General features: G+C 64.9%; 24 protein-coding genes. 12 read left to right on the forward strand and 12 right to left on the reverse strand.

Features of this window, described 5'->3' with window-relative positions:
• Nucleotides 1–376: 376 nt before the first annotated feature.
• Nucleotides 377–1,030, reverse strand: a complete 654-nt coding sequence (locus P2T60_RS13980) for a helix-turn-helix domain-containing protein (RefSeq protein WP_276279861.1) — start codon at nt 1,028–1,030, stop codon at nt 377–379.
• A 72-nt stretch (nt 1,031–1,102) separates the two neighbouring features.
• The gene (lrp, locus tag P2T60_RS13985) at nt 1,103–1,564 is read right to left on the reverse strand and encodes an HTH-type transcriptional regulator Lrp (protein ID WP_276279862.1); all 462 of its coding nucleotides are present in this window, start codon (nt 1,562–1,564) and stop codon (nt 1,103–1,105) included.
• 125 nt (nt 1,565–1,689) lie between these two features.
• Between lrp and glnA the strand changes: the two genes are divergently transcribed.
• Nucleotides 1,690–3,060, forward strand: a complete 1,371-nt coding sequence (glnA, locus tag P2T60_RS13990) for a type I glutamate--ammonia ligase (RefSeq protein ID WP_276279863.1) — start codon at nt 1,690–1,692, stop codon at nt 3,058–3,060.
• Between the two features lie 6 nt (nt 3,061–3,066).
• Here glnA and P2T60_RS13995 read toward each other — a convergent pair whose 3' ends face one another.
• The 3 genes from P2T60_RS13995 to P2T60_RS14005 form a co-directional block, all read right to left on the reverse strand.
• Nucleotides 3,067–3,894, reverse strand: a complete 828-nt coding sequence (locus P2T60_RS13995; RefSeq protein WP_276279864.1) for a phosphatase PAP2 family protein — start codon at nt 3,892–3,894, stop codon at nt 3,067–3,069.
• 33 nt (nt 3,895–3,927) lie between these two features.
• A complete protein-coding gene (locus tag P2T60_RS14000; protein WP_276279865.1) occupies nt 3,928–5,166 on the reverse strand; it encodes a YhjD/YihY/BrkB family envelope integrity protein in 1,239 nt (412 codons plus the stop codon).
• 72 nt (nt 5,167–5,238) lie between these two features.
• Nucleotides 5,239–6,348, reverse strand: coding sequence for a tRNA (guanine(26)-N(2))-dimethyltransferase (locus tag P2T60_RS14005; protein ID WP_276279866.1), 1,110 nt, complete (start codon nt 6,346–6,348; stop codon nt 5,239–5,241).
• A gap of 498 nt (nt 6,349–6,846) precedes the next feature.
• Here P2T60_RS14005 and P2T60_RS14010 point away from each other — a divergent pair, with 498 nt between their 5' ends.
• Complete coding sequence (locus P2T60_RS14010) at nt 6,847–7,200, forward strand: hypothetical protein (protein ID WP_276279867.1); 354 nt, start codon at nt 6,847–6,849, stop codon at nt 7,198–7,200.
• A 28-nt stretch (nt 7,201–7,228) separates the two neighbouring features.
• On the opposite strand, the gene P2T60_RS14015 is transcribed toward P2T60_RS14010, so the two are convergent.
• Nucleotides 7,229–7,504: a hypothetical protein gene (locus P2T60_RS14015; protein ID WP_276279868.1), complete on the reverse strand. Its 276-nt coding sequence runs from the start codon at nt 7,502–7,504 to the stop codon at nt 7,229–7,231.
• A gap of 347 nt (nt 7,505–7,851) precedes the next feature.
• Nucleotides 7,852–8,514, reverse strand: a complete 663-nt coding sequence (gene hisH / locus P2T60_RS14020; RefSeq protein WP_276279869.1) for an imidazole glycerol phosphate synthase subunit HisH — start codon at nt 8,512–8,514, stop codon at nt 7,852–7,854.
• 225 nt (nt 8,515–8,739) lie between these two features.
• Here hisH and P2T60_RS14025 point away from each other — a divergent pair, with 225 nt between their 5' ends.
• The 6 genes from P2T60_RS14025 to P2T60_RS14050 all read left to right on the forward strand — a co-directional run bounded on the left by P2T60_RS14025 (nt 8,740) and on the right by P2T60_RS14050 (nt 18,106).
• Nucleotides 8,740–10,053, forward strand: a complete 1,314-nt coding sequence (locus P2T60_RS14025; protein ID WP_276279870.1) for a thermonuclease family protein — start codon at nt 8,740–8,742, stop codon at nt 10,051–10,053.
• A gap of 143 nt (nt 10,054–10,196) precedes the next feature.
• Nucleotides 10,197–12,305 carry a thermonuclease family protein gene (locus P2T60_RS14030; RefSeq protein WP_276279871.1) on the forward strand — a complete coding sequence of 703 codons (2,109 nt, stop codon included), beginning with the start codon at nt 10,197–10,199 and terminating at the stop codon, nt 12,303–12,305.
• Between the two features lie 195 nt (nt 12,306–12,500).
• The gene (locus P2T60_RS14035; RefSeq protein WP_276279872.1) at nt 12,501–13,523 is read left to right on the forward strand and encodes a PhnD/SsuA/transferrin family substrate-binding protein; all 1,023 of its coding nucleotides are present in this window, start codon (nt 12,501–12,503) and stop codon (nt 13,521–13,523) included.
• Between the two features lie 50 nt (nt 13,524–13,573).
• Nucleotides 13,574–14,356 carry a phosphonate ABC transporter ATP-binding protein gene (gene phnC, locus P2T60_RS14040; RefSeq protein WP_276279873.1) on the forward strand — a complete coding sequence of 261 codons (783 nt, stop codon included), beginning with the start codon at nt 13,574–13,576 and terminating at the stop codon, nt 14,354–14,356.
• Nucleotides 14,349–15,344, forward strand: a complete 996-nt coding sequence (gene phnE, locus P2T60_RS14045) for a phosphonate ABC transporter, permease protein PhnE (protein ID WP_276279874.1) — start codon at nt 14,349–14,351, stop codon at nt 15,342–15,344. Before phnC ends, phnE begins: the two co-directional genes overlap by 8 nt.
• 614 nt (nt 15,345–15,958) lie before the next feature.
• A complete protein-coding gene (locus P2T60_RS14050) occupies nt 15,959–18,106 on the forward strand; it encodes an outer membrane protein assembly factor BamB family protein (RefSeq protein ID WP_276279875.1) in 2,148 nt (715 codons plus the stop codon).
• Between the two features lie 39 nt (nt 18,107–18,145).
• Here P2T60_RS14050 and P2T60_RS14055 read toward each other — a convergent pair whose 3' ends face one another.
• The 3 genes from P2T60_RS14055 to P2T60_RS14065 are packed head-to-tail and all read right to left on the reverse strand — an operon-like array spanning nt 18,146 to nt 19,522.
• On the reverse strand, nt 18,146–18,736 hold the full coding sequence (locus P2T60_RS14055) for a uracil-DNA glycosylase (RefSeq protein ID WP_276279876.1): 591 nt from the start codon (nt 18,734–18,736) through the stop codon (nt 18,146–18,148).
• Between the two features lie 24 nt (nt 18,737–18,760).
• The gene (locus P2T60_RS14060) at nt 18,761–19,327 is read right to left on the reverse strand and encodes an endonuclease dU (protein ID WP_276279877.1); all 567 of its coding nucleotides are present in this window, start codon (nt 19,325–19,327) and stop codon (nt 18,761–18,763) included.
• 3 nt (nt 19,328–19,330) lie between these two features.
• Nucleotides 19,331–19,522, reverse strand: a complete 192-nt coding sequence (locus P2T60_RS14065) for a DUF5786 family protein (protein WP_276279878.1) — start codon at nt 19,520–19,522, stop codon at nt 19,331–19,333.
• Nucleotides 19,523–19,605: 83 nt separating this feature from the next.
• Between P2T60_RS14065 and P2T60_RS14070 the strand changes: the two genes are divergently transcribed.
• Together P2T60_RS14070 and P2T60_RS14075 are read left to right on the forward strand one after the other, a co-directional pair.
• Nucleotides 19,606–20,217 (forward strand): MBL fold metallo-hydrolase, encoded by a 612-nt coding sequence (locus P2T60_RS14070; protein WP_276279879.1) that lies wholly within the window; start codon nt 19,606–19,608, stop codon nt 20,215–20,217.
• A gap of 50 nt (nt 20,218–20,267) precedes the next feature.
• Entirely contained in the window at nt 20,268–20,573 is a 306-nt protein-coding gene (locus tag P2T60_RS14075) for a MazG-like family protein (RefSeq protein WP_276279880.1), read from the forward strand.
• A gap of 139 nt (nt 20,574–20,712) precedes the next feature.
• On the opposite strand, the gene P2T60_RS14080 is transcribed toward P2T60_RS14075, so the two are convergent.
• The gene (locus tag P2T60_RS14080; protein ID WP_276279881.1) at nt 20,713–20,862 is read right to left on the reverse strand and encodes a 50S ribosomal protein L40e; all 150 of its coding nucleotides are present in this window, start codon (nt 20,860–20,862) and stop codon (nt 20,713–20,715) included.
• A gap of 330 nt (nt 20,863–21,192) precedes the next feature.
• On the opposite strand from P2T60_RS14080, the gene P2T60_RS14085 reads away from it, so the two are divergent.
• Nucleotides 21,193–22,779 carry a right-handed parallel beta-helix repeat-containing protein gene (locus P2T60_RS14085; RefSeq protein WP_276279882.1) on the forward strand — a complete coding sequence of 529 codons (1,587 nt, stop codon included), beginning with the start codon at nt 21,193–21,195 and terminating at the stop codon, nt 22,777–22,779.
• Between the two features lie 25 nt (nt 22,780–22,804).
• Nucleotides 22,805–23,965: a right-handed parallel beta-helix repeat-containing protein gene (locus P2T60_RS14090; protein WP_276279883.1), complete on the forward strand. Its 1,161-nt coding sequence runs from the start codon at nt 22,805–22,807 to the stop codon at nt 23,963–23,965.
• A 66-nt stretch (nt 23,966–24,031) separates the two neighbouring features.
• On the opposite strand, the gene P2T60_RS14095 is transcribed toward P2T60_RS14090, so the two are convergent.
• Nucleotides 24,032–24,535, reverse strand: a complete 504-nt coding sequence (locus tag P2T60_RS14095) for a DUF367 family protein (RefSeq protein WP_276279884.1) — start codon at nt 24,533–24,535, stop codon at nt 24,032–24,034.
• Nucleotides 24,536–24,590 lie beyond the last annotated feature (55 nt).

Raw genomic sequence — 24,590 nt, forward strand, 5'->3', positions numbered from 1 at the left:
CTGGCAAAAGCTCGACCAAAATCCTGCGTCACCCTCAGTCACGCGCCTCCGGCGCGTGACTTCGAGGGTTCCTCGGTCCGCTCGCTTCGCTCGCGGCGAGTGACCGAGTGCGCAACTACACCGCCGACCACACAGGCCGACCATCTCGGCCCGCGTGCTGTCGTCTGACATCACGCCTCGAAACCCATTGTCGTTTTTCCGCTTTTTTGCGGTTCGCGGCACTTCGTCGCCACCGCACGCGAGAACTGGATGACGAGTGTCGAGCTATGCATGAGAACAATCTAGGCGTCTCTAAGCAATATTTTTCGTTCTTTACGATAGGCAGAAGCGTCCGGCGAACGCGGCGACGTAGAACGTCGCCGCGTTCGGTCTCGCTTCAGAAGTCGCTCAACAGCGTGTTCGAGACGAGTTTCGAGACGCCCCTGCGGAGTCGCTCGGAGGCCGACTGACCGCTGATGTCGAGTTCCTCGCCCAACTCTTCGAGTGCGGCCTCGCGCGGAACATCGAAGTACCCCATGCGCTCGGCCGCCGTCAGCGCGTCCCGTTGCTCGGAACTCAGGCCGAACTCGTCTTCGAGTTCCGAGTCGCCCGGCGTGTAGAGTCGCTGGAGGCGAAACTGCACGTCCTTGTCGGTGCAGATGCGGCGCATCTCAACCACCGAGTCCCGGTCGGGGAACCGGACTCGGCGTTGCCACCCGTCGGCAGACCCCGTGGCGGCCATCGGCGACGCCCCGAGTTTCTGGTAGACGGGGTAGATGGCGCAGACGTTCTCCGTGTCGAGTCGCACGCGGTAGAGTTTCCGGTTACCCATCTCTTCGATGACGTTGCTCTCGCGGACCGTCTCGTCGCGTTCGAGTCCCGCCTCCAACTGCTCGAACCCGCCGCCGAACGCCCAGAAGATGAGTACGGGCGCGCCGAACTCGGTCGCCATCTGCTGTTCGAGTTCGACGGTCGTGTCCGGGGCCGCATCGAGAGCAGACGCCAGCACGAGGTCCGACGACCGAAGGGCGAACTCGGCGATGAGACTCATTACGGAGCAACTACGGTCGATTGCTTGAAAGCTTATCGGTACTGAATCAAATTTGCCCCGACGGAATCGAAATTACTCGTCTTCGATGGCGAGTTCGAACTGCTCGTGTTCGCTGGCCGCGTTCAAGACGACGCTGGTGTTGGACTCCTTGATGTCGGGGTCGTTGAGCAGGGTCTTGATGCCGCGGTTCATGCCGTCGGTGTCGGTGAACTTGCCGACCGCGATGATGTCGTAGTCGCCCGTGACCTCGTAGACGCTTATCATCTGGTCGTGGTTCCGGAGGTTTTCGGTGACGCTGGGGAGGGCGTTGCCCTCGACTTTGAGTTGGACGATGGCGGTCACGTCGTACCCGAGGGCGTCGTAGTCCACCTTCGGCGTGTAACCGTCGATGATGCCTTGGTCTTCGAGGTCCTTGAGGTGGTTCGAGACGGTGGTGACCGACACGTCGAGGTCCTCCGCGAGACTCCGGAGACTGGCCCGGCCGTCGCCCAACAGTGCATTCACCAACTTCGCGTCGAGATTTTCGTACGTCATTACGTTCAACGACGGTAGCCGCCCTTTAGAATTTTACGAATATCCAATTATAGCTCGGAAAGCCAGAATTGAGCCAATCGGTAAGGTTTTAGTAGTACACGTCGTGGTGTAGAATGCCAACAAAAATGACGGATGGACAAATCTCAGCGAGCAAGGAGTCGGGGTTGACGGAAGCCGAGCAGGACGTACTCGAACGCATCGAAGCGGAGAACGTTGACTTCGTTCGCCTCCAGTTCACGGACATCACGGGAACGGTCAAGAACGTCAGTGTTCCGGCCTCGCAGGTCGAGAAGGCCTTCGAGGAAGGTATCTGGTTCGACGGTTCTTCTATCGAGGGGTTCGTCCGGATACAGGAGAGCGACATGCGACTCGAACCGGACCCCGAGACGTTCGCGGTCCTACCGTGGCGCTCGGACGGCGACACGGCCAGCGCGCGCCTCATCTGCGACGTGGTGAACACCGACGGAACGCCGTTCGAGGGCGGTCCCCGTCAGGTACTCAAGAGCGTCCTCGAAGAGGCCGAGGAGATGGGGTACTCGGTCAGCATCGGCCCGGAACCCGAGTTCTTCCTGTTCGAGAAAGACGACGAGGGTCGGGCGACCACCAAGCCCCACGACTCGGGCGGTTACTTCGACCTCGCGCCCAAGGACCTCGCCAGCGACGTGCGCCGCGAGATTATCTTCACGCTGGAGCAGATGGGCTTCGAAGTCGAGGCTAGTCACCACGAAGTCGCCGACGGCCAGCACGAAATCAACTTCAAGTACGACGACGCGCTCTCGGCCGCCGACAACATCGCCACCTTCCGGGCGGTCGTTCGCGCCGTCGCCGAACAGAACGACATCCACGCCACGTTCATGCCCAAGCCCATCAGCGCCATCAACGGGTCGGGCATGCACTCCCACATCAGCCTCTTCGACGACGACGGCAACGCCTTCGCCGACGAGGACGACGAGTTCAACCTGAGCGAGACCGCCTACAAGTTCATGGGCGGCGTCCTGAACCACGCCGAGGCGTTCACCGCGGTCACGAACCCGACGGTCAACTCCTACAAGCGCCTCGTCCCCGGATACGAGGCACCCGTCTACGTCGCGTGGTCCGACGTGAACCGCTCGGCGCTCATCCGCGTCCCCGACGCCGCGGGCGCGAGTTCCCGGTTCGAGATTCGGAGTCCCGACCCGTCGTGTAACCCCTACCTCGCGCTGGCAGTCGTCATCAAGGCCGGACTCGAAGGAATCGAGAACGACGCCGACCCCGGTGATGCGGTCCGTGAGGACATCTACGAGTTCGACAGCGAGAAACTCGACGAGTACGGCATCACCACGCTCCCCGGCAGTCTCGACAGTGCCCTCGACGAACTCGAAGACGACGAAGTCGTCCGGGAAGCGCTCGGCGAACACGTCACCGAGAAGTTCCTCGAAGCCAAGCGCGCCGACTACGCCGACTACAAGACCCACGTCTCCGCGTGGGAGAAAGAGAAGTACCTCGAAAAGTTCTGAACGCCGTTAGGTCGGGGACGCCGACCGCTCTCTTTTCGCGCGCTCCACGACGACCGGGAGCAGAAGGATTCCCGCCGGGACCACGAGGTTCAATCCGAACGTCGTCGCCAGTGACAGTCCTAATTCGTTGCCAGCGTATCCGACGACGCCGAGAGCGGCCAGTCCAGCGAACGCGGCGGGCGCTTCGACCGGAGACTCCGGCGGCGCGTCGAACGCCGCCCACGTCAGGCCCGCGCCGACGACTCCGGCGACAGTCGCAACCGAGTCGGGCGTGAGACCGGCGGTGACGACGGCCGCCAGCGCGGAGACGGCCGCGACCACGAACGCCCGATTGGGTCGCCACTTCGCCCAGCGGAGGAGTCCAGCGAGGTAGGCGAGTCCGACGACCACGCCGACCAACACGTCCACCACGTAGTGGACGCCGATGACGACCCGAGAGGTGGTGACGATAGCGATAGCCGCGGCCGCACCGACCGCGCGCCACCGGCGTTCGCCGTGTTCGAGGGCTTCGACGAGGAGGCCCCAGAGGACTGTCGCACCGATAGCGTGACCACTGGGGAACCCGTAGCCGCTTGCGTGCCCGGCGCGAATCGCCGCGGGCGGGCGCGGGAGTTGGAACAGTCCCTTGAGCGCGACAGTCAGCGCTATCGCGCCGAGTACCGTGGCGAGCGCGAACGCGCCTTCGTCGCGTTCGCCGAACCAGTACAGGAGCGCGACGGCCGCGAAGATGAACCACGCGTCTCCCAACTGGGTCAACACGGCGAACACCTCCCGAACCACGTCCGGGAGTAGTTTCTTCAAGGTCTCTACGACGCCGAAACCTCGTCCGGGCATCGACCGGACGTAAGTCTGCGAGGGGGTTATACGCTACGACCGGAAGTTGCCGATTCGGTCGGTGATGCGACCGGGGAGACTCAGCACGCCGATGCCGAACCCGAACATCACCATCAGGGTGTAGAGACCGAGCGTCGAGAGCCAGACGATTGCCATGGCGAAGATGGCCCACGCGCCCCGAAGCCAGAAGAACGCCCCGAGGGTCATCACGGTTCCGTACAGCAACACGAGGTACGGACCCCAACCGCGGGCGTGGCCCCGGCGCATTCGCTTGCGGACGTACTGTTTCAGCTCCGACTCGACTTCCGGTTTCTCGACCGTCCGTGTCTCGATGTCCTCTTCGAACGATTCTACGTCTGCTCGCAACTCCCGCAACTCGTCGCGGAGTTCCACGATGTCGGGAGCGGATTCGTCGTCAGTCATGTATCGGGAGAGTAGTTCCTGCTTTCGTTCGATGCGCGTTTCGTCGGGTTCTCTCGTTCGCTCCGCGTAACTGCCGCGGTCGGCGAGGACGACGTTCACGACGCCGCCGAGCAACACCAGAACGCTGGCGAAGTAGAGCCACGTCACCAGCAACAGCGCGGTGCCGAGAAACTGGGACGGACTGGTCGAAGAGACCCCGGCGTAGATGCGGAACAACACCTGTAGGACGGTCCAACCCACCGTGACCAGCACTGCTCCGGGGAGCGCCTCCCGAATCGACACGTCCACGTCGGGGAAGACGACGTAGAGGGGGAGGAACACCGGGACGAGTGCTACCAGTTGGACCAGCGTGCTGAGAGCGCCGACGAGCGGGAACTGGGGGAACAGTGCAGTCGCCGCTCCCGTCAACACGAGAACGACGACGCCCGCGCCGATGGCGGTCAACACGAGGAGTGCGTCTTTCACTTGGTCGGCGATGCCAGTCTCACCGTCGGTCGCGTAGATGGTCGAGAAGGCCTCGTCGAAGCCTCGGAACACCTTGATTGCGCTCCACGCCAGCACCACGAGTCCGATTACGGTCGTCCCGCCGCGCCCCTGCGGGTTCGTGATGAAATCTATCAGTTGCTCCTGACCCGTCGCCGTCAACAGGCCCGACGCCTGACTCACCACGTCGCGCGCGAGTTGGTCGCTAGCGACGAACGAGACGACGGTGAACGCCAGCAAGAGCAGGGGGATGAGCGAGACGAACGCGTAGTAGGCGGTACTCGCCGCGAGGAAGGTTATCTCCTGTTCTCGTGCCTCCTCTACGACCGAGCGACCGACGTTCACGACGCTTCCGAGACTGGGCACGCGACTCATTTCGCCAACGAGATACAAATATTCACTGGCAATACGTCGCGTATCCGGTCGCGAGACCCGAAGTCACGAGTTTCGTGTCGCCTCACGTATCTGTTCGACCGTCGCGGGCGTCTTGAACGTGGTTCCGCCGTAGTGGGTGCGCGAGGACTCGAAGCCCGCGTCTTCGAGTTCGCCGAGGAACTCGTCCATGCCCGGTGCCGCCCGGCCCCACTCCTTACAGAGGCGGTGCTGGTCGTAGTGGGTCGGCCGGTGGAGTTCGCCTTCGAGGGTGTCGAGCAGTCGCTCGGCCTTGCTCGCGGTGCCCATCTCGGGGTCGAGTTCCTCGCGGACCGCCGCCACGAAGTCGGCGTCGTGGGCGGGACCCAGCCACAGTGGTCCGGCCGTCAGCATTCGTTCGCCGTCGCACTCCGGGCAGGTGTCGAGGGGGTCGGCGACGAGACCGTACTCGTGGTCGCGGTAGAGGCAGTCCTCGCAGTGGTAGACGTGGCCCAACTCGTCGATTGCGGCGTTGGCGTCGGTGGCGCTGTGGTCGAGTTCGAGGTAGGTCCGGACGTAGTGGCTGGTCGCGTGGGTCAGGATTGGCGTCACGCCCGCGTCGTAGCGCGCCGCGGTCCGGGCCATCGCCGACAGGAGGACACGGACGCCCATCTCGGCGTGGTAGTCGGTGTTGCGCGGGACCGCGCCGTACTTCCGGACGCCGCTGTGGAAGTGCGCACCACAGAGCGGCGCGGTGTCGGTGGCGGTGACGCACACCAAGTCGCGGGTGTTGGCGAACGCCGCGTCCGCGAAGGGGATTGGCGTCCCGAAGGGGTCGATGTCCACCACGTCGAACACCTCCTCGTGCATGAGCGAATTGGCGTTCCGATGGACAACCTCGGCGTCGAGGTCGTTTCGCTCCAGATTTCGCTCGCAGAGGTCGATGGCCTCCTCGTCGATGTCCGCGAGCGTGGTGTTCCACCCCTCGGCGGCGGCCCGGACGCCCCGGATGCCGCTGGCGGCCATCGCGTCGAGGTAGTACTCCGCGCGCGGCTCGCGGTCCCGGTAGGCCCGGAGTGTCGCCACCGTCAGGTCGCGGTTCAACTCCTGCACCGGGTTGAAAAACACCTCGTCGCCGATACCCTCGTCGTCCTGTTCGGGGACCTCGACCTCGATTCCGCCTTCGCGGACGTGCATACCCGTAGTCGTCACTCACCGGCGAAAAGCGAACCGATAGACGACCACCTTTTTTCTCGTCGGGTGTTCCCGCTCGCTCCCGCCGGTCGCTCGCGGTACCGCTATCGGTTCGCCCGATGGTCGTGCTGGCTCAGCCCTCTCGGGGTAGTCGGACTGGCGGTCCCGCGGCGCGCGGGCGATGCCCGCGCGCCGCCCGCGCCCGGAACCGCGCGAGGCGTCCGCGCCGAGTTCGTCCCGTTCTCGGTGATAAACTCTCGGGACGACTGCGCCGGTCCGCGACCGGCAGAAGAAGTGATACTCTTTCTTTAAGAAATATTTTTATTTGGTAAACAATTACAGAGATTTCCTGCGGCGGCGTCGGAGACGCCGCCGCGCCCGCGTCGTCCCGACGCCGAACGCGACACCGGAATCGGTTTAGGCCCGCCGTCCGAACCCTGCGGTCGTGTTCCCGGCCGACGCCACCGAGCGCCACCGTTCGACTGTTTCCCACCGGAGGCGATGCGCGTGAACCGAGTCGAGCAGTGGCAGACTGACCTCGAAGCGGCGGGCCGACTCACCCCCGAGGTGACGAACCGAATCCTGTCGGTACACGACGACAGGGGCGCGCAGGCCATCGAAGCGGTCTCGGAGGGCCGAGTCAAAGAGTACCGGGACTTCACCGTCGTCGTGGGTCACGACGACGAGTACGTCGTGGAGGGCCACGGATGCGGATGTCGGGACAGCGAGTACAACCTCGACCCGGAGGACCCGACCGACCTCTGTTGGCACGTCATCGCCGTCGCTATCGCGCGTCGGGTCGGCGAGGTAGACGACCACGACATGTGGTACTCCGACGTGCGGGACTTTCTCTAAAAAATACCGTCGGGTGTCGGAACCGAGATTACGCCGTAATCGGCGACTGGGTAATCGGACCCGTAATCGGCGATTGGGTAATCGGCACGTCTTGGGTAATCGGTCCCGTGATTGGCGATTGAGTAATCGGTACGTCTTGGGTAATCGGACCCGTTATCGGCGACTGGGTAATCGGAACGTCCTGCGTAATCGGAGCGTCCGCCGTAATCGGCGACTGGGTAATCGGTGCGGCGGCCGCACCGCCGGTGAAAGCAGTACCAACCACGACGAATCCGAGCAGGATTCCGAGTGTTCGCGTATTCATAGCAATCACAACGTAACTGCGTATCTCAGTTTCCATTCTTTATTCTAAAACTTTTCTAAGCAACGATGGTATTTCTATAAATATTTTGGTAGAGAGCCAATTATAATTTATATTATTGCTTTCACTACTCGAAGAGTGAAGATGAAACAGCCATCGGACGGTAGAGGCCCGAACTACCGTGTTGAACGGGATTTCGAATCTGGCGGATTCGCCCTCAGAAAACTGAACTTAATCTTAACATATACTAAATCAGTAACTTCCTTATCGCTATTCTTTTATTTCCTCTAAATTGAGATGGTAAAATCGGTGCGGGGAGAAGTCGCGCGTGGCGTACCGAAACGGGGTACTTATTCCCGGCAGATGTCCACGAAATTCCGCAGGATTCGGAGACCCGTCTCGCCGCTCTTCTCCGGGTGGAACTGCGTGCCGAAGACGGTGCCCGACTGGTCGGCGACGATAGCCGGGAACTCCCGTTCGTAGTCGGTCGTGGCGACGACGGCGTTCTCGTCGTCGGGGACGGCGTAGTAGGAGTGGACGAAGTAAGCGTATCGTCCGTCTACGCCCTCCACGAGCGGATGGTCGCGCTTTACGTTGAGTTCGTTCCACCCCATGTGAGGGACTTTCTGGCCCTCGGCGAACCGGACGTTGGTGCCGGGAATCAGGTCGAGTCCCTTGACTTCGCCTTCTCCGGCGCGTTCGGCCTCCTCGCTCGTCGTGAGCAGCATCTGCATCCCGAGACAGATGCCGAAAACGGGCGTTCCGCTCTCGGCGGCGTCGAGGAGGGCCTCGCGGTACGGCCCGGCGTTCTCGACGCCCTCGCGGAACGCCCCCACACCGGGAAGGACCACGCCGTCGGCCGACCCGAACGCCTCGGGGTCGTCGCTGATTTCGACGTTCGCGCCCGCACGCTCCAGTCCGCGCGTGACGCTACGGAGGTTCCCGAGTCCGTAATCGACGACGACCACCGACGCCGCAGTCGCTTCGCGTTCGTTGCTACCGATAGCACTCATAGGAGAGGTTTGCGGGGGCACGGCCAAGTCGCTTTCCCTCGTGGCGAAAATCGGACTCCAGTCGCCGACGGGTCGGTCGGCCCGCGGGGAAGACGACTACTTCCCGACATTTTCGAGAGAGTATTTTGTGAATATATCACTCCGACGCTTATTTGTTTTGTCGGTTGGGGATTAGAGACCAAATATTTAAATTTAATATGTTAAAGATATAGAATAGAACTGCAAATGAACCGGCGAAAGTTCCTCGGAATGATGACGGCGGCGGCAGGCGGTCTGGCAACGGCTCAGACGGCTATCGCGGCCGACACGCAACTCGAACCGAATACGTGGTACGACGCGACTGTCACCGACGTTACCGACGGCGACACAATCGACGTGACCCTCGACAGCGACGGGACGGAGTACGAGATTCGCGTCCTCGGCATCGACACGCCCGAGACCCGGCGTAACGGCCGGTACGAGAGCGTCCCGGAGTGGGAAGGTATCGAGGACGACAAGTACCTGTCCACGTGGGGCGAGAACGCCAAAGACTACGCCAGCAACCAGTTGCCGGACGGAACCTCGGTGAAAATCGCGGTCGATTCCGAGGAAGACGAGAAAGACCCGTTCGGTCGCCTCCTCGCGTACATCAAGTACGACAAGAACGGCGACGGGTCGATGGACACCCTCTACAATCGTGACCTCATCGAACAGGGCTACGCCCGCGTCTACGGGTCGAGTCTGACCAAGCACGACGACTTCTGGAACGCCGAAGACGACGCGCAGGCGGCGGGCGTCGGCGTCTGGGGCCGGAGCGACCCCGCGAACACCACCGAGACGGGCGACGACTCGGTGACGGAAGTCTTCTTCCCGAACGTCTCCAGCGTCCGCACCGACACCGGCGGTCTGGTCGACTCGCGCGCGCCGGTCTACGCGCCGACGAACGCGACCCAGAGCCTCAGCGGTGGCTACGACTACGGCGGGGACATCCCGCTGGTCGGCGTGGACAGCGACGCGAACACCGCGATGGTCGGCGGACTGTTCGTCAACGAGGAACACGAAGGGGCGGCGGGCCAGCACTTCGTCTTCCTGACGAACCTCATCGACGCCCTCTCCAGCAAGTCCGGGCAGGTCCTCATCGACGGCGGCCACCACCAGTTCAACGCCGACTACGCGCTGTCGAGCGAGGACGCGGTTCACTACCAGCGCTACCTCGAAGGGCAGGGCATCGCCTTCGAACAGGTCAACACCCTCGACGGCGCGGGCGACAACGCGCTTTCGACTGCGCGAGCAATCGTCGTCACCAGTCCCTACGAGGCGTTCACGTCCTCGGAGAAGACCGCACTCGACACCTTCGTCGGCAACGGCGGGGCAGTCGTGTTGATGGGAAGCGCGAAGTCGTCGGCCACCTCCCGGTCGAACCTTAACGACGTGGCGGCCGCACTCGGGTCGGACCTCCGACTCAACGACGACCAAGTGTTCGACGGGTCGGGCGACAGCAACTTCCAGACCTCGAACGTCGATACGACGAACTTCTCGCTCTGGAGCGCCTACAGCTAAACCGACAGACGTGACGGCTCGCAGATAGTTTTCGCCAGCATATTTTGGGAATATATACCAAGCGTGTTCATTTGATTCATAGTCTCGAAGGTTACTTCCAAATATTCAAGTTTAATAATAAGCAGTGAGAGAATCGAATTGGAATGCAACGACGGAACTTCCTCAAACTCGTAGCGGCCGCCAGTGCGGGTACGGCGGCAGTCGAAGGCACGGGCACCGAGTTCGTCGGCACCGCGCGCGCGGCGGTCGGCGCGAACTGTGGTGGCTCCAGCACTATCGCGGATGTCGAGTTCGAGTCGGGGTCGAGTCTCCTCGACTCGAACTACGAGGCACTGACCGACGAGTCGGTCGTCGCGGTGTGGGCCGAAAGCTCGGCCTACAACACAGACGCCGACAACGACGGAGACGCGTACTACTACAGCGACTCCACGGACATCCCGGTTGCGGCCGTGGACGGCAACGTCGTCGGCTTCGGCGCGATGCTCGTGGACGACGGGGACGCCAACTGGAAGTACGGCAACGAGGAGTTCGTCCTCAACGTCTGGGACGAGAAACTCGGTGGCTCGGGGACCGTCCTCTGGGACGAGGGCCACGGCCAGTACTACGACCTCTCGCAGTTCTCGGAGTTCGAGTCTTACGCCGAGAACAACGGCTACACCGTCACGCCGACCTCCTCGCTCATCAGCGACCTCTCGGGCGCGGACGCGGCGGTCATCACCTCGCCGAGCTACAACTTCTCCACGAGCGAACTCAACGACCTGTTCGACTACGTGAACAACGGCGGCGTCCTGTTCCTCCACGGACAGGCCGACTACAACAACTACGACGAGACCGAGAACCTCAACGACATCGCTGGCTACCTCCAGCGCGCGTTCCGATTCAACGACGACGAAGTTCTCGACTCCACGAACAACTCGGGGAGCGACTACGCCGTCCTCACCGGGAACTTCAACACGGCCAACTTCAACTACTTCCAGAACCGCTCGGGTCTCGGAAGCGGCGGCGGAAGCGGCGGTTTCGACGGTCCCAAGACCGGCACCGTCTCGTCGGTTTCGGACGGCGACACGTTCACCGTGGACTTCGACGACGGGACGACCGAGGACATCCGCGTGCTGGGCATCGACACGCCCGAGAAGAAGCGCAATCAGGACGCCGAGCTCATCCATGAGTGGGAGGGCATCGAGGACCTCAACTACCTCGCTGACTGGGCCAAGAGCGCGACCGATTACGCCACCCAAGAGGTCGAGGGCGCGACCGTCACGGTCGAAATCGACGAGGAGGAAGGAGCCTACGACCCGTTCGGTCGTCTCCTCGGCTACGTCTACTACGACAAGGACGGCGACGGGTCCCGCGACGACCTCTACAACCTCGAAATCATCAAGGAGGGCTACGCTCGCGTCTACGGGTCGAGTCTGACCAAGCACGACTCCTTCTGGGACGCCGAGGCAACCGCGCAGGCGAACGGCACCCGCGTCTGGGGCCAGAGCGACCCGAACAACTCCAGCGAGATTCGGGACCGCAACGTCACCGACATCTTCTTCCCGAACACCACGAGCGTCCGAACTTCCTCGGGAGCCATCGCCGACTCGCGCGTGCCGGTGTACGCCGAATCGACCGCTTCCCAGAGCGGCGGTAGCGTGAGTTACAGCCAGATTCCGCTGGCTGGCGTGGACGAGGACGCCAACGTCGGCGTCGTCGGTTCGCCGCTCATCGACGAGAGCTACGAGTCCTCGGAAGGGTTCGGCGTCGATACGTCGGACTACGAGAACTTCGTGTTCGTGACGAACCTCGTGGATTACCTCAGCGACACCACCGGAGAGATACTCATCGACGGCGGCCACGGCCAGTTCGGTGCCGACTTCGCGCTGTCGAGCGAGGACGCCGCCTACTACCAGCGCTACCTCGAAGGACAGGACATCGCCTTCGAGCAGGTCAACACCCTGAGTTCCTCGAACCTCTCGCGTGGTCGCGCACTGATTATCACCGCGCCGACCGGGTGTTTCACTTCGACCGAAGTCAGCAACATCAACGACTTCATCGCCAACGGCGGCGCAGTCGTCCTGCTGGGTAGTTCGAGCGCCTCGGACGCCGCCCACCAGACGACCAACGACCTCGCCAACGCGCTGGGCACCGACCTCCGACTCAACGACGACCAAGTGACCGACTCCTCGAACAACGTCAACAACGACGACACCATCCCCTACACGACGAACTTCGACACCTCGTTCCCGCTGTTCGGCAAGTACAGCTAACGAGGTTCGACCGCCGTTCCGCGATTCCAATCTTTTTTGCGCCGACCGATAGATGTGATTATTCCCGCATCGAATGAGAGTGATTCTCACGTTTTCGGGGCTATTCGGGGCTGTACGAACCGAACGAATGAACAGTACATAGAAAAAATAGGAAGACTTAACCGACGCGTGTCTGAGGAATAAGATGATTCGGTCATGGCAAACCGACGGAAATTCCTCAAGACTACTGGCGTAATCGGGACGGTCGGACTCGCAGGTTGCATGGGCGGCGGTAGCTCCGACGACGAAGAGACCACGACTTCCTCGGACACGACCGAGGAGAGCGGCGGCGACTCCACCGAGGCGACGGAGACGACCGAAGAGAAGATGGACTTCCAGAACGGCGAGATAAACTTCAACGTCTCGCCGTCCGTCGCCCAAGAGAAGCTTCAGGCGCAGTATCAGCCCATCAAGGAGCATCTCTCCAACGAGTTCGGCGTTCCCGCGAAGCTCAAGCTGGCGAACAACTACAGCGCCGTCATTCAGGCGCTCGGCGCTGGCACGTCCGACATGGCCGAAACTGGTCCGTTCGCGGCCGCACTCGGCGTCAAGGCGGACAAGGCCAACATCGCTCTCCAGCGGAAAGGGTACGGTAGCTGGGAGTACAAGAGCATCATCGTCGCGGCCGACGAAGTGGACGTGAGCAACCTCGACGAGATGAAGACGTACATCGAGAACAACGACGCCACCATCGCGTTCGCCGACCGACTCTCGGCGAGTGGCTGTCTGTTCCCGCTGTACGACCTCAAGAAGGCGGGCATCGAAATCGGCGACCTGCCCGAGGGCGGCGGCGGCAACGCCGCGTTCACGCCGAACTTCTCGAGTCACACCGGCGCGTACGAGACGCTCAAGAACGGTCAGGCCGACTTCGCCGGGATGGGCGGCTTCGTCCCCGGCCTGCAAGACGACTTCGAGGAGAACGCGACCATCATCAACGAACACAAGGGCCTGCCGCGTGCGCCCATCGTGGTCAGTCCCGAACTGACCGACGAAGAACAGACCGCGCTCACCGAGGCGTTCATCAACGCGCCCGACAAGATTTACCTCGGCGAGAACGGCGAGGAAGGCGGCGACGACGACCTCTGGTTCGACGACGTTCGGAAGGTCAGCGTGGACAAGTACCAACCCGTCATCGACGCCGCGAACGAACTCGGCGTCGGCACTGACTACTTCAAGTAGCGTCAGAGAATAAGTAGATAAATAAACCGGAACATTCGTTTTTTTAATCGATGCCAGCAGTCTCACTCGATAACGTTACCAAGATATACGGGGGAGACACGGTCGCCCTGCGGGACGTGAGTTTCGAGATTCCCGAGGGCGAATTCGTGGTTCTCCTCGGCCCGTCCGGAGCGGGGAAATCGACCATGCTCCGGGTACTCAACGGGTTGACGCAACCGACCGAGGGAGAGGTCCTCATCAATCAAAAGCCAGTCGGCGGCGAGCGAAGCGAAGTCGGGATGGTCTTCCAGATGCACTACCTCATCGAGAGCATGAGCGCGTTCCGAAACGCGCTCACTGGTTCGCTCTCCCGGTCGAGTTTCGCCCGAAGTGCGCTCACCATGTACCCCGACGAGGACAAGCGTGCGGCGTTGGACGCGCTCGACACGGTTGGTCTCTTGGACGAGGCCGGTCAGCGCGCGGGGTCGATGAGCGGCGGTCAGAAACAGCGCGTCGGCATCGCCCGCGCGCTCGTCCAGCAACCCGACCTGTTGCTGGCCGACGAACCGGTGTCGAGTCTCGACCCGAAGGCCGCCAAAGACGTGATGCGCTACATGAAGGAGGCCGCAAAGGAGCGCAACCTGACGACCATCGCAAGCCTCCATCAGGTCAACATCGCCCGCGAGTTCGGCGACCGGTTCCTCGGCGTCCGCGACGGCGAACTCATCTTCGACGGTGACCGCGAAGACCTCACGATGGACGTGGTAGACCAGATTTACTACGGCGAAGACGGCAACGAGGAGGGCGAGAACCTCGCTACCACGGCACCCGAACGAGGTGAGGGCGATGAGTAGCTCCCGCATCGACCGGACGCTTCAGACGCTGGAGCGTCGGCGTCGAATCCGGCAGTTGTTCGGCGTCGGACTTCTGGGAATCGTCCTCGTAGTGACGTACTTCGGACTCAACTTCATCGGCTTCGACCCGAACGAACTCGCCAAGCAGATACCCCAAGAGGTGGAGTTCGTCAAAGGCTTCGTGCCGCCGAACTTCGTGGACTTCACCATCTACACCGAGAAGAACAACATCACCGGTCTGAAGGCGATTCCGGCCAGTTTCCGGAACTTCGGCCAACCCATCATCGAGAGCGTGACCAGCGACAGCGCGTCGCTCGTCCGCCTCAGCATGGTGACGATAATCCTCGGGTTCACCGGCACGGTACTCGGCTTCCCGCTGGCGCTGTTCTTCGGCGTCCTCGGGTCCGAGCAGGTCACGCCGTTCCCGTTCAACTTCATCTTCCGCGGCGCGATGAGCGCGATTCGGGCCATCCCCGCGCTGGTGTGGATTCTCATCTACGTGCCGCTGGCGGGCATCAACGAGGTCAGCGCGGTGCTGGCAATCGCCACCGACACCATCGGGAACCTCGGCCGACTGTTCACCGACGAGTTGGAGGAAATCGAGGACGGACCCATCGAGGCCATCCAATCGACGGGTGCCTCCCGGCCGCAGGTCATCGGCTTCGGGATGTTGAGTCAGGTCTCGACTTCCTACGTCGCGTGGACGCTCTACATCCTCGAAATCAACACGCGAATCGCCATCAGCCTCGGCGTCGTTGGCGCGGGCGGTATCGGGCGGTACATCCGCCTGCGACAGGACCTGTTCAAGTACCAGAAGGCCGCGGCGGGCATCATCATGGTGTTCGTCATCGTCATCTCGGTGGAACTGCTCTCCTCGCGTATCCGCGCGCGACTCCGCCCCGACGAACACGAGAGCAAGTCCATCGTGGACGCCATCAAAGACCTCGCAAACGGCAACAAGTGGCTCGGCACCGGGACGAACAAGTAACGCGCTCTTTCTCGCCGTTTCCGCGACTTCGAGTCGGTAACGCTGTCCTTTAGCAATATTTTTCTTTCTTTTACGATTGTGTTCGTGTTTTAGATAGTTCTATACGTGTGTTCATAGGGACCGCGACTGCGACGCGACGGCGGCGGAAAACACCGCACGGCACCGCAACTACACCGCGACCGGACGCATCGACAGCGACCGTGAAAAGACGAAAGACGTTAGCTTCGGGCTTGAGCCAATCAGGACCCCACCGCCCCGCGCCTCGTCCTCCCCACCCTCGGCGGCCGCATCCGCGGCCGCCTCCTCGCGCGGGTGGGCGCGGCCACTTACGGGCCGCGCCCGCGCGCGCCGGGCCGAACGGTCCACCGGGCGCTGCAGGTCGAACGGTCCACCGAGCGCCGCCCGGCCGACCACTCCACCGGACGGGACAAAGGGGCCGGTCGCTCGCACTCACTGCGTCTGCGATTCTTGCAGTCGCGGTCCCTGCGGTCGCGGTAACTGTACGGAGCGAGCGACCGGGGGCTTTCGAGACCGTCGTCGCCGTGACTCTCACGAAGCCCCCACCGAGCCGAAGCGACCCAAACGCTGAATATCGCCGAGCGTCCCGTCCCGATATGGTTCCCCGAGAGACGAGTCGGCGAGCGTTCCTCCTCGGCGCGGGCGGCGTCGGTACCGCCCGCACCGCCGATACCGAGTCCCGAGTCGGCGCGACCGGGCAGTCGGCAGTCGGCGTCCCCGGTATCGACACCGGCCACCGGATTCGCTGGACGTTCGAGACCGACGGCGAATCGACAGTCTACCCCGCCGAGCGGACGCAGGGGGCCGTCGTCACGCTGGTCCGGTCGGAAGACAGCGACGGCGCTCCCTACACCGTCCACGCCTTCGACGCGAAGACCGGCGAGACGCGCTGGCGACACGAGTTGAGCGGAAATTCCACCTTCCCCGAAGTCGAGGACGGAACGGTGTACGTCCCGGAGGGCGACCGCTTGCTCGCGCTCGACGCCGCCGACGGGAGCGAGCGCTGGCGGTTCACTCGACGCGACATCGACTTCCGGAAGTTCGCGGTCGGCGACGAGTCGGTCTACTTCACCAACGGCGCGCGAGTACTCGCCGTAGACGCCGAGACGGGCGACGAGGACTGGACGGCCGAAGTGACCCGCGACACCCGAGTCAGGGGTCCGCTGGTCGATGGCGGGCGCGTCTACCTCGGGAGCGGCCGCGGATTCTACGCGCTGGACCGCGAGACCGGACGCGAACAGTGGTTCACCCAGACGCCCCCCGACGAGCGAACGTGGGTCGCCGGAGTGCGCGACGGCCTGCTGGTCGGGTGGTCCGAGCAAGCGGTCTACGGACTCCGAGTCTCCGACGGGACCCGACGCTGGCGCACCGAACACGCGGACCTGCGTCCGTTCGCCCAGATGGGCACCGTCACCGCCGACACCGCCTACGTCTGGGGCCAGTCGCTCGCGGCAATCGACCTCCGGACCGGCGACGAGCGCTGGACCTTCGAGTCCGACGGTGGCCGCGGATACAGTCCCCTCGCCCGCGGCGGCGGCGTCTACTTCCCCTTGGGCGAGGAGTTCGTCGCCCTCGACGCCGACTCGGGCCGCGAACGCTGGCGCGCCGACGCCGGAGACGGGCACGGCTACTGGGGCAACGTCCTCGACGGACTCGTCTACGCCATCGGCGACAACGGGGCCGCCGCACTCGACACCGCCTCGGGACGCGCGGAGTGGACGCTCGACTTCGAGGACGACCGGGGTCTCTGGGCCGACGCGACGGGGGACCTCGCGCTGGTCGCCACCCGCCGCGGGACGCTGTACGCTATCGACCGGCCCTCGCCGCTCGCCACCGCGCCAGTGAAGACGGCCGAGCGCTTCGCCACCTCGCCCGCCGGTCTCGGACTGGCCGGACTGCTGGGCGCGGGACTGCTCGGCGTCGGCTATCGCCGGGCGAAGCGCCGCGCCCGCGAGCGCGGTCCCGACCTCGAATTCGGCCGCCTCGACCGGCTCGGCCGCGGCCCGGTCACCGAAACCTACCGTAAGCGCGTCCGGACGCCCGACGGTCCGCGACTGGTCGCCGAGACCCGCCTGCGCGGAGACGCCGACGCCGAGACCGAACGTGAGTTCGCCGGCGCGGTCGAACGGTGGGCCGACCTCGACTTCGACGGACTCCTGCCGGTCCGGGAGTACGGCGTCGGCCCGGACGACGACCCGCCGTGGTTCGAGACGCCCTTCGTCGCGGGCGGGTCGCTGGCCGACTCGTGGCCCGTCGGCGTCCGCGAACGCGTGGAAGTCGCCTCCGGGGTCGCCCGGACGCTCCACGCCGCCCACCGCGAGGGGGTCGCTCGCGGCCGACTCGCACCCCGACACGTCTTCCGCGGCGTCTCGAACGAGGGGCGACACCCCCGCGTCACGGGCGACGGCGTGCTGGTCGGAGAGTGGTTTCTCGCGGACGCGCTTGCGGGAGTCCGGGACGCGACCGACCCCTACGCTCCCCCGGAGGAAGTCCGCGGCGCGGGGAGCGCCGCCGACGACCCCGCTATCCGCGCCGACGCGTACCGCGTCGGCGCGTCGGCGTACCACCTGCTCACCGGCGCGATTCCGGGACCGGACCCCGAACCTGCGAGTTCCCGGAACGCCGCGCTCCCGGCCGAGGTGGACGACGTGCTGGCGCGTGCGCTCGCGGCCGACCCGACCGACCGCTACGACTCGGTGCTGGCGTTCGACGACGAGTTTCGGTGGGCCGCGATAGACCGGTAGCGAACGCGGGACCCGCGGCGATGAAGCGCGTCGGTCCGCTCAGAAGTCGCCGAGTTGCGACTGGCCGCCCGCGTCGTCGCCCGCCATCGCCGCGGCCTTGTCGAGGGCGGCGTCTAAGCTCTCCTCTTGGCTGTTGTCGTAGAGGGTCGCGGCGGGGTGGACGCAAATCAGCACGTCGCGGACCGAACCGCCGAGGTCGGCCTGTTCGACGCTCGCGGCCTCGCTCGTGACGGCCACGTCGCGGTCCAGCAGGTGTTCGCTCGGGACCTTCCCGAGGGTGACGACGACCGCGGGGTCCACCTGCTCGATTTCGGATTCGAGGTAGGGCCAGCAGTTCTCCAACTCCTCGCTCGTGGGGTCGCGGTTCTCGGGCGGGCGACATCGCACGCAGTTGGTGATGCGCACGTCCTCGCGGGCGAGACCCCTGTCGCGCAACTTGTCGTCTAAAATCGTCCCGCTTCGGCCGACGAACGGTTCGCCCTGCTGGTCCTCCTGTTCGCCGGGTCCCTCGCCGACGAACATGAGGTCGGCGTCCGCGGGACCGGTGCCGTTGACGATTCGGCTCCGACTGTCCACGAGTGCGGGACAGCGCGTGCAGTCGGTCACGTCGAGACCGTCCATTTCTCCCATGCGGGTGGCTTCGGGGGTCGAGTATTAAGAATCGGCGGCCTCGCGCCGGAGTTCGTCGCCCGCCCGCGCCGCCAGTCTCGCCACTCGGAGGGGTTCGGGCCGACCGCCCTCCGGCGTGAAGGCTCGAACCGCGTCCCGCGCTTTCCCGGCATCGACGCCGACCGAGCGCACGAAGACGGTCTGGTCGTTGACCGAGAGTCGCTCGCGGGGGGGCTGGCGCTCGAAGAGTTCCTCGCGGGTTGCGAGCGCCTCGCCGTCGAACTCGGCCCGTAGCGCCGCGCGGAGTCCCGGACTCTCCTCGAACGTGACCGAGACGACGGGGCGGTCGATTTCGTCGTGGACCCGATGGAGGTCCACGACGTTGTACCACGCCAGCGCGATGCCCGCGACGAAGACGTATCTCACGTCTTCGCGGTCGAGCGCGGAGAACAGGTCGGCGATGGCGTCGGTCGCGTCCGTCCCGCCGACGGTGCAGGTCTCGTAGGCGAACCCGTCGGTGACGCGACTCGCGCGGGTGACGACGCCCGCGAGCGTGCTACGACGTTCCCGGTAGGATTCGGCGACACCGAGCGCCCGGACGCCGGACTTCACGGCTCAGGTCTCGCTCTGGCCGTCGTCTTTGATGTCTTTGAGACGGTCGATGAGTTCGTCGTTCGAGGCTCCGATTTCGAAGTCTACACTGCCTTCGTGGGAGTTTTCTTCGGTGTTGACGCCGCTGTCGTCGTCGAGGTCGGCGTCGTACTCTTGGTTTTCTTGTTCGGACTCGTCGTAGCTCCCAAATCCCATGTGTGTTTGTACCTAGGTCCTTCGCCCACTAAAGTCCCCTGCCGCCCGTCAGTATTTTGAGGGGTGCGGTCGAATACCCCGGCATGCGAGTTCACAACGTCACCGCGGAGGCGGAGACGTTCACCTGTAACGCCTATCTCGCCGAGGGCGACAGGACCGTGCTGGTAGACGCCGGGAGCATGCCGGGCGTGGTGGACGCTATCGCCGACCACACCGACGACGTGGACGCAGTAGTGTTGACTCACCAACACGGCGACCACGTTGCGGAACTGGACAGCGTGTTGGACGCCTACGACCCGGACCTGTTCTGTTACGGCGACCACCCCCGCCGGACCCGGAGACTCGAAGACGGCGACACCCTCCGAATCGGCGACGAGGAGTTCGAGACCGTCTACTCGCCGGGCCACGCCGACGACCATCTGGCGTTCGTCTCGGAGACGACCATCTTCAGCGGCGACGTGGTGGTGTACAGCGACGGCGCGTTCGACGACGGGAGTTTCGGCCGGACCGACATGGCCGGGCAGTCCCGCGAGCGCGAAATCGAGAGCATCCGCGAGATTCTGTCCCGACTGCCCGAGGGGGTCGGAGAGATGTACGCCGGGCACGGCGAGGAGTTCCACGGCGACGTGCGCGAGGTGATAGCGCGCGCGCTCGAACGGGCCGAGCGCCGCGAACCGAAGTACCCCGACGAGTAGCGACCAATCGACACTCGTTTTACCGTTCGGCTTCCGCTTCGAGTCCGAAGATGGACGCCCAACGAAAGGTCGCGGAGTTTCTGGCGGAACACGAGATGGACGCCGACCCCGCCTACCGAATCTTGGACCTCGCGTCGGAGGTCGGCGAACTGGCGAAGGACGTGAACGAGTCCACCGACTACGGGGCCGCGCCGGAGGACGTGGCCGTGAACAGCGACGAACTCGGGGACGCGCTGTTCGCTCTGCTCGCCGCCGCCGAGTCACTCGACGTGGACGCCGACGACGCCGTAGACGAGGCGCTGGCGAAGTACGAGGCCCGAATCGAGGCGACCGGCGACCCCGGTTCCGGGGAGTAGCCGGAAATCAGGCTTCGGCGTCGAGCGCGAAGCGGGCGCTCCCGACGGAGGGTCGCGGGATACGAGCGTCGAAGAGAGAAGTAACTATCCGAGACAGAGCCGTCCCGTGAGACGAACGGCACCGCTTTGGGACGCCGGGTTAGGCGTTACGCGGTTCTTTGCTCTTGGGTCGGAGTTTGCCGTAGCCGCACTTTCGGCAGTTCTCGGCTTCGTGGGGGTTGCGAGCGTTGCACCGCATGCAAATCATCTTGTCGAGGATTCGCGCTTCCGCTTTCTCGAAACTAGCCATACCGACGCGTTGGCCGTCATCGCATTTAAGTCTTGCAGAGTAGCGCGGCCGCGTCCGCTCCCCGACGCCCGAGGGCCCGCCGCCGACGAAACACCGCCGAATCGTTGCCTCGACAATATTTGTAATTTTGAAAGAAATCCAGATAATATTAATAGCACCTATTACATTGCTTACTACGCGACGACCGGACGCGACCGACTGCGGAGACGCCTCGCTCGCGGAGAACACCGCGAGCGAGACCCGCGCAGTCGGTGAGTCGCGTCGTGCGGACTTCGTGACCTCTCAGGCGGCGTCGAAAAGCTATACCCGCGACTCCGATGTGGGTCCGCCATGGCCGACCCTTCGCCCGACGCGGCCGAACTCCCACTCGCGGTCGGTCTCGCGTTCGCTCTCGCAGTGGTCGCGGCGGTCGGCCCCGCGAGTGCGGGGCCGACCGCCGCGTTAGACCGGGGGAGCGCGACACCCATCGGCGACTGCACCACCGTCACGGAACCCGGCGAGTACGTCCTCACCGGGAACGTGACCGACGGCGGGACCGAGACCTGCATCGAAATCCGGGCCGACGACGTGACCGTAGACGGCGCGGGTCACGCCGTAGACGGCGAGTCGGTCGGACAGGCCACCGCTGGCGTGTCGGTCGCGCCGGGGTCGGCCAACGTCACGGTCCGGAACCTGACCGTCTCGCGGTGGGCGTTCGGCGTGCGCTACGAGGGGGTCGCGGGCGGCGAGATTGCGGACGTGACCGCGCGGTTCGACGCCGACGGCATCCACGTCGCCGACTCGTCGGGCGTCGTGGTCCGGTCGGCGACGGCCGAGAACAACGTCGTCGGCGTGTCCGTCAGCGACTCGTCGAGCGTCGAGATTCGGGACACCGACGCGCGCTGGAACGCTATCTACGGCGTCTCGGTCGCCGCGGCGACGAACGTCTCGCTCTCGAACGTCGCCGCCGCGCAAAACGAGGAGGGCATCGGACTCTTCCGGACGGAGGGCGTCGAGATTCGGGACGCGACGGCCGTCTCGAACCGCATGATTGGCGTCGAACTCGTCTCGGCGGCGGCGACTCGCGTCTCGAACCTCACGGTCCGGGACAACGCGGCGGAGGCGTTCGTCCGCACGTCCCGCGGCTTCGAGGCCGTGGCCGCCAGCGACCTCGCACTGACCCGAACCCGCGACAGTCGCGTCTCGAACCTCACGACCGGACCCGACTGGTCGGTGTCGCTCGGTCCCGAGACGGCCGACGCCGACATTTCGCTGGCCGACGGAACCGAGCGGTTCTCGTTCTCCGGGTCGGGCGTCGTCGTTTCGTCGGCCGATGCGCCGCCGCCGCCAGCGAACCGCTCGGCTCTCAGCGAGGCCGTGCGCGCCGAAGCGACCGCCGCGAACGCCACGCTCTCGCTCGCGGTCGAGTACGACGACGCCGACCTCGCGGCCGCGGACCTCGCCGAATCGACGCTCGGTCTCTGGCGCTACGACCGAGTGACGTGGACCCCCGTCGCCGACCGCGCCGACCCCGACCGAAATCTGGTGTGCGCGACCGTCACCGACTTCTCCGTGTTCGCGGTGTTGGGCGAGCGAAGCGCCTCGTCCGCCGACACCGACGACCGAACCGACTCCGCCCCGGTCAGCGTGACCCGGCAGGCGGGCGTCGAAATTCGGTTCACCTGCGAGAACGTCCGGGTGTCGGTCCCCGAGGGGACGACCTACTCGCTGGTCGTCCACTACTACGTCCCCGAGACCGGCGAGTACGGCCGCACGCTCGTCGGTCCGTTCGAGGGGACCGTCGAAGAACCGTTCGACGCGGAAATCGTGTTCTTCGAGGTGGGTGTCCTCGTCGGACGCTCGGTCGTCGCGTCGGGGTACATCCCCGAGGAGTGTCCGAACGCGCCCGGAATCACGCTCGTCGGCGACAAGCCATAACTTCCCGTCCGGTGACTTCTGGGCCGTGACAGACAGACCCACGACCGCGGTTCTCGCGCTGGTAGTGGCTCTCGCACCGGCGTTCGGACTTCTCGCGCCAGCGTTCGGTCTCGGTGTCGCCGCACCTGCGTCCGCGAACGCGGGCGCGGGCGCGGCGACCCCGACCCAAATTTCGGGGTGTACCACCATCGCGGAACCCGGCGAGTACGTCCTCACCCGCGACGTGACGAACGCGACCCCGAACGCGCCCCGGACCGGTCTCGGGACCTGCATCGCGGTCCGGGCCGACGACGTGACCCTCCGCGGCGACGGCCACGCCGTCGCCGCGGGTGGGAGTGGCGGGCAACCGGGCGTCGTCGGCGTGCTGGTCGGCGGACGGGAACCCCGGTCGAACGTCACGGTCCGGAATCTCACGACGACGCGATGGGGTGGCGGAGTCGCCGCGTTGGGCGTCTCCGGCGCGACGTTCCGGAACGTTTCGGCCGTGGACAACCTCGGCGACGGCTTCTTCGCGGAGCGGTCGCCCGGTCTCGAAGTCCGCGGCGGGACGATTTCCGGGAGTAACACCGGCCTGTTCGTCCGGAACGCGCCCGGCGCGCGCCTCGCGGACCTGACCGTCACGGGGAACCTCGCGGGCGTCTCGGTCCGTCAGTCCGACGACGCGACGCTCCGGAACCTCTCGGTCGCCGACCACTCGCAGTTCGGCGTCGGTCTCTTCCGGTCGGCGAACGCGACCCTCGCGAACTCGACGCTCCGGGACGACGGCTTCGCCGAAGTCGCCCTCGCGCACTCGTCGGACGCCCGACTCCTCGGCGTCTCGGTGGCCGACGCGCCGGGGTGGGCGGTCTACGCGGTCCGGAACTCGACGGCGGTCGGCCAGCGCGTCCGAATCGGCGAGGCGGGTCGCTCGTTCGAGGTCCGGGACGCGGCGCTCGACTCGGCGGCCGACGCGCCGCCGCTCCCGACCGACCGACAGGTCGTCGGCGACCCGCTTTGGCGGTCCCGACCGGTGCGGACGCCCGCCTGTCGCTGTCAGTGGGCTACGACGCCGCCGCGGTCGAACGCGCTCGGACGACCGAGGAGTCGCTGTCGCTCTGGCGATTCGACGCGGGCGAGGGCTGGCGGCGCGTCCCGACGACGGTGGACGCCGCCGCCGACACCGCGACGGCCGAGTTCGGGAACCTGACGCGGAACGGGACGGTCGTCGCCCTCGTCGGCGAGGGATTGGCCGAAGCCGAAAACGGGACGGAGGCTACTGCTCTCCGGCGTCCAGATACTCCTGCTGGACCGCGACGACTTCCGAGGAGTCCTCGCAGTCGGCGTACCGACGGAGGGGTTCGGCGTTGAGGTCGAGGAACGTCTCGCCCCACGTGAACTTCGAGAGGATTTCCTCGGCGTGGTCGCGTTCGCCGAGAATCGCCAACGCCCCCGCGAACGCCTCGACGGTGTTCAACTGGAAGGGCTTGCCGTAGTTGACGGGGTTGGCGGCCACGAGAAACGGGAGCGCGCGGTGGACGCCCGGCATCTCGAACAGGGCTTTTCCGGCGGTCTCCCACGAGCAGTCGAGCGCGACGAGTCGGTCGGTCTCGGCGCGGTCGGCCGGGGACAGCGCCTGCTCAGCGTGGGGGTTCAGCACGATTCCGTAGGGGGTCGCCCCGGCGCTCCGGTGGAGTTCGGCGAGGTCGAACCGCGCGAGTTTCCGGGCCGTACACTTGTCGGGGTCGTCGTCGCCCTCGTAGCGGACGTGAAGGTTCACCGGATAGACGTTGGCGAGAGCGGTTCAAAAGTTGCTCGGAGCGCCAGCACCCGGT

It is taken from the genome of Halorussus caseinilyticus, assembly GCF_029338395.1.
GTDB lineage: Archaea > Halobacteriota > Halobacteria > Halobacteriales > Haladaptataceae > Halorussus > Halorussus caseinilyticus.

Excerpts from the sequence above, each read along its gene's own strand:
- P2T60_RS13980 (WP_276279861.1), bottom strand. The coding sequence starts at position 1,030 with ATGAGTCTCATCGCCGAGTTCGCCCTTCGGTCGTCGGACCTCGTGCTG.
- lrp (WP_276279862.1), bottom strand. The coding sequence starts at position 1,564 with ATGACGTACGAAAATCTCGACGCGAAGTTGGTGAATGCACTGTTGGGC.
- glnA (WP_276279863.1), top strand. The coding sequence starts at position 1,690 with ATGACGGATGGACAAATCTCAGCGAGCAAGGAGTCGGGGTTGACGGAA.
- P2T60_RS13995 (WP_276279864.1), bottom strand. The coding sequence starts at position 3,894 with ATGCCCGGACGAGGTTTCGGCGTCGTAGAGACCTTGAAGAAACTACTC.
- P2T60_RS14005 (WP_276279866.1), bottom strand. The coding sequence starts at position 6,348 with ATGCACGTCCGCGAAGGCGGAATCGAGGTCGAGGTCCCCGAACAGGAC.
- P2T60_RS14010 (WP_276279867.1), top strand. The coding sequence starts at position 6,847 with ATGCGCGTGAACCGAGTCGAGCAGTGGCAGACTGACCTCGAAGCGGCG.
- P2T60_RS14015 (WP_276279868.1), bottom strand. The coding sequence starts at position 7,504 with ATGAATACGCGAACACTCGGAATCCTGCTCGGATTCGTCGTGGTTGGT.
- hisH (WP_276279869.1), bottom strand. The coding sequence starts at position 8,514 with ATGAGTGCTATCGGTAGCAACGAACGCGAAGCGACTGCGGCGTCGGTG.
- P2T60_RS14025 (WP_276279870.1), top strand. The coding sequence starts at position 8,740 with ATGAACCGGCGAAAGTTCCTCGGAATGATGACGGCGGCGGCAGGCGGT.
- P2T60_RS14030 (WP_276279871.1), top strand. The coding sequence starts at position 10,197 with ATGCAACGACGGAACTTCCTCAAACTCGTAGCGGCCGCCAGTGCGGGT.
- P2T60_RS14035 (WP_276279872.1), top strand. The coding sequence starts at position 12,501 with ATGGCAAACCGACGGAAATTCCTCAAGACTACTGGCGTAATCGGGACG.
- phnC (WP_276279873.1), top strand. The coding sequence starts at position 13,574 with ATGCCAGCAGTCTCACTCGATAACGTTACCAAGATATACGGGGGAGAC.
- phnE (WP_276279874.1), top strand. The coding sequence starts at position 14,349 with ATGAGTAGCTCCCGCATCGACCGGACGCTTCAGACGCTGGAGCGTCGG.
- P2T60_RS14050 (WP_276279875.1), top strand. The coding sequence starts at position 15,959 with ATGGTTCCCCGAGAGACGAGTCGGCGAGCGTTCCTCCTCGGCGCGGGC.
- P2T60_RS14055 (WP_276279876.1), bottom strand. The coding sequence starts at position 18,736 with ATGGGAGAAATGGACGGTCTCGACGTGACCGACTGCACGCGCTGTCCC.
- P2T60_RS14065 (WP_276279878.1), bottom strand. The coding sequence starts at position 19,522 with ATGGGATTTGGGAGCTACGACGAGTCCGAACAAGAAAACCAAGAGTAC.
- P2T60_RS14070 (WP_276279879.1), top strand. The coding sequence starts at position 19,606 with ATGCGAGTTCACAACGTCACCGCGGAGGCGGAGACGTTCACCTGTAAC.
- P2T60_RS14075 (WP_276279880.1), top strand. The coding sequence starts at position 20,268 with ATGGACGCCCAACGAAAGGTCGCGGAGTTTCTGGCGGAACACGAGATG.
- P2T60_RS14080 (WP_276279881.1), bottom strand. The coding sequence starts at position 20,862 with ATGGCTAGTTTCGAGAAAGCGGAAGCGCGAATCCTCGACAAGATGATT.
- P2T60_RS14085 (WP_276279882.1), top strand. The coding sequence starts at position 21,193 with ATGGCCGACCCTTCGCCCGACGCGGCCGAACTCCCACTCGCGGTCGGT.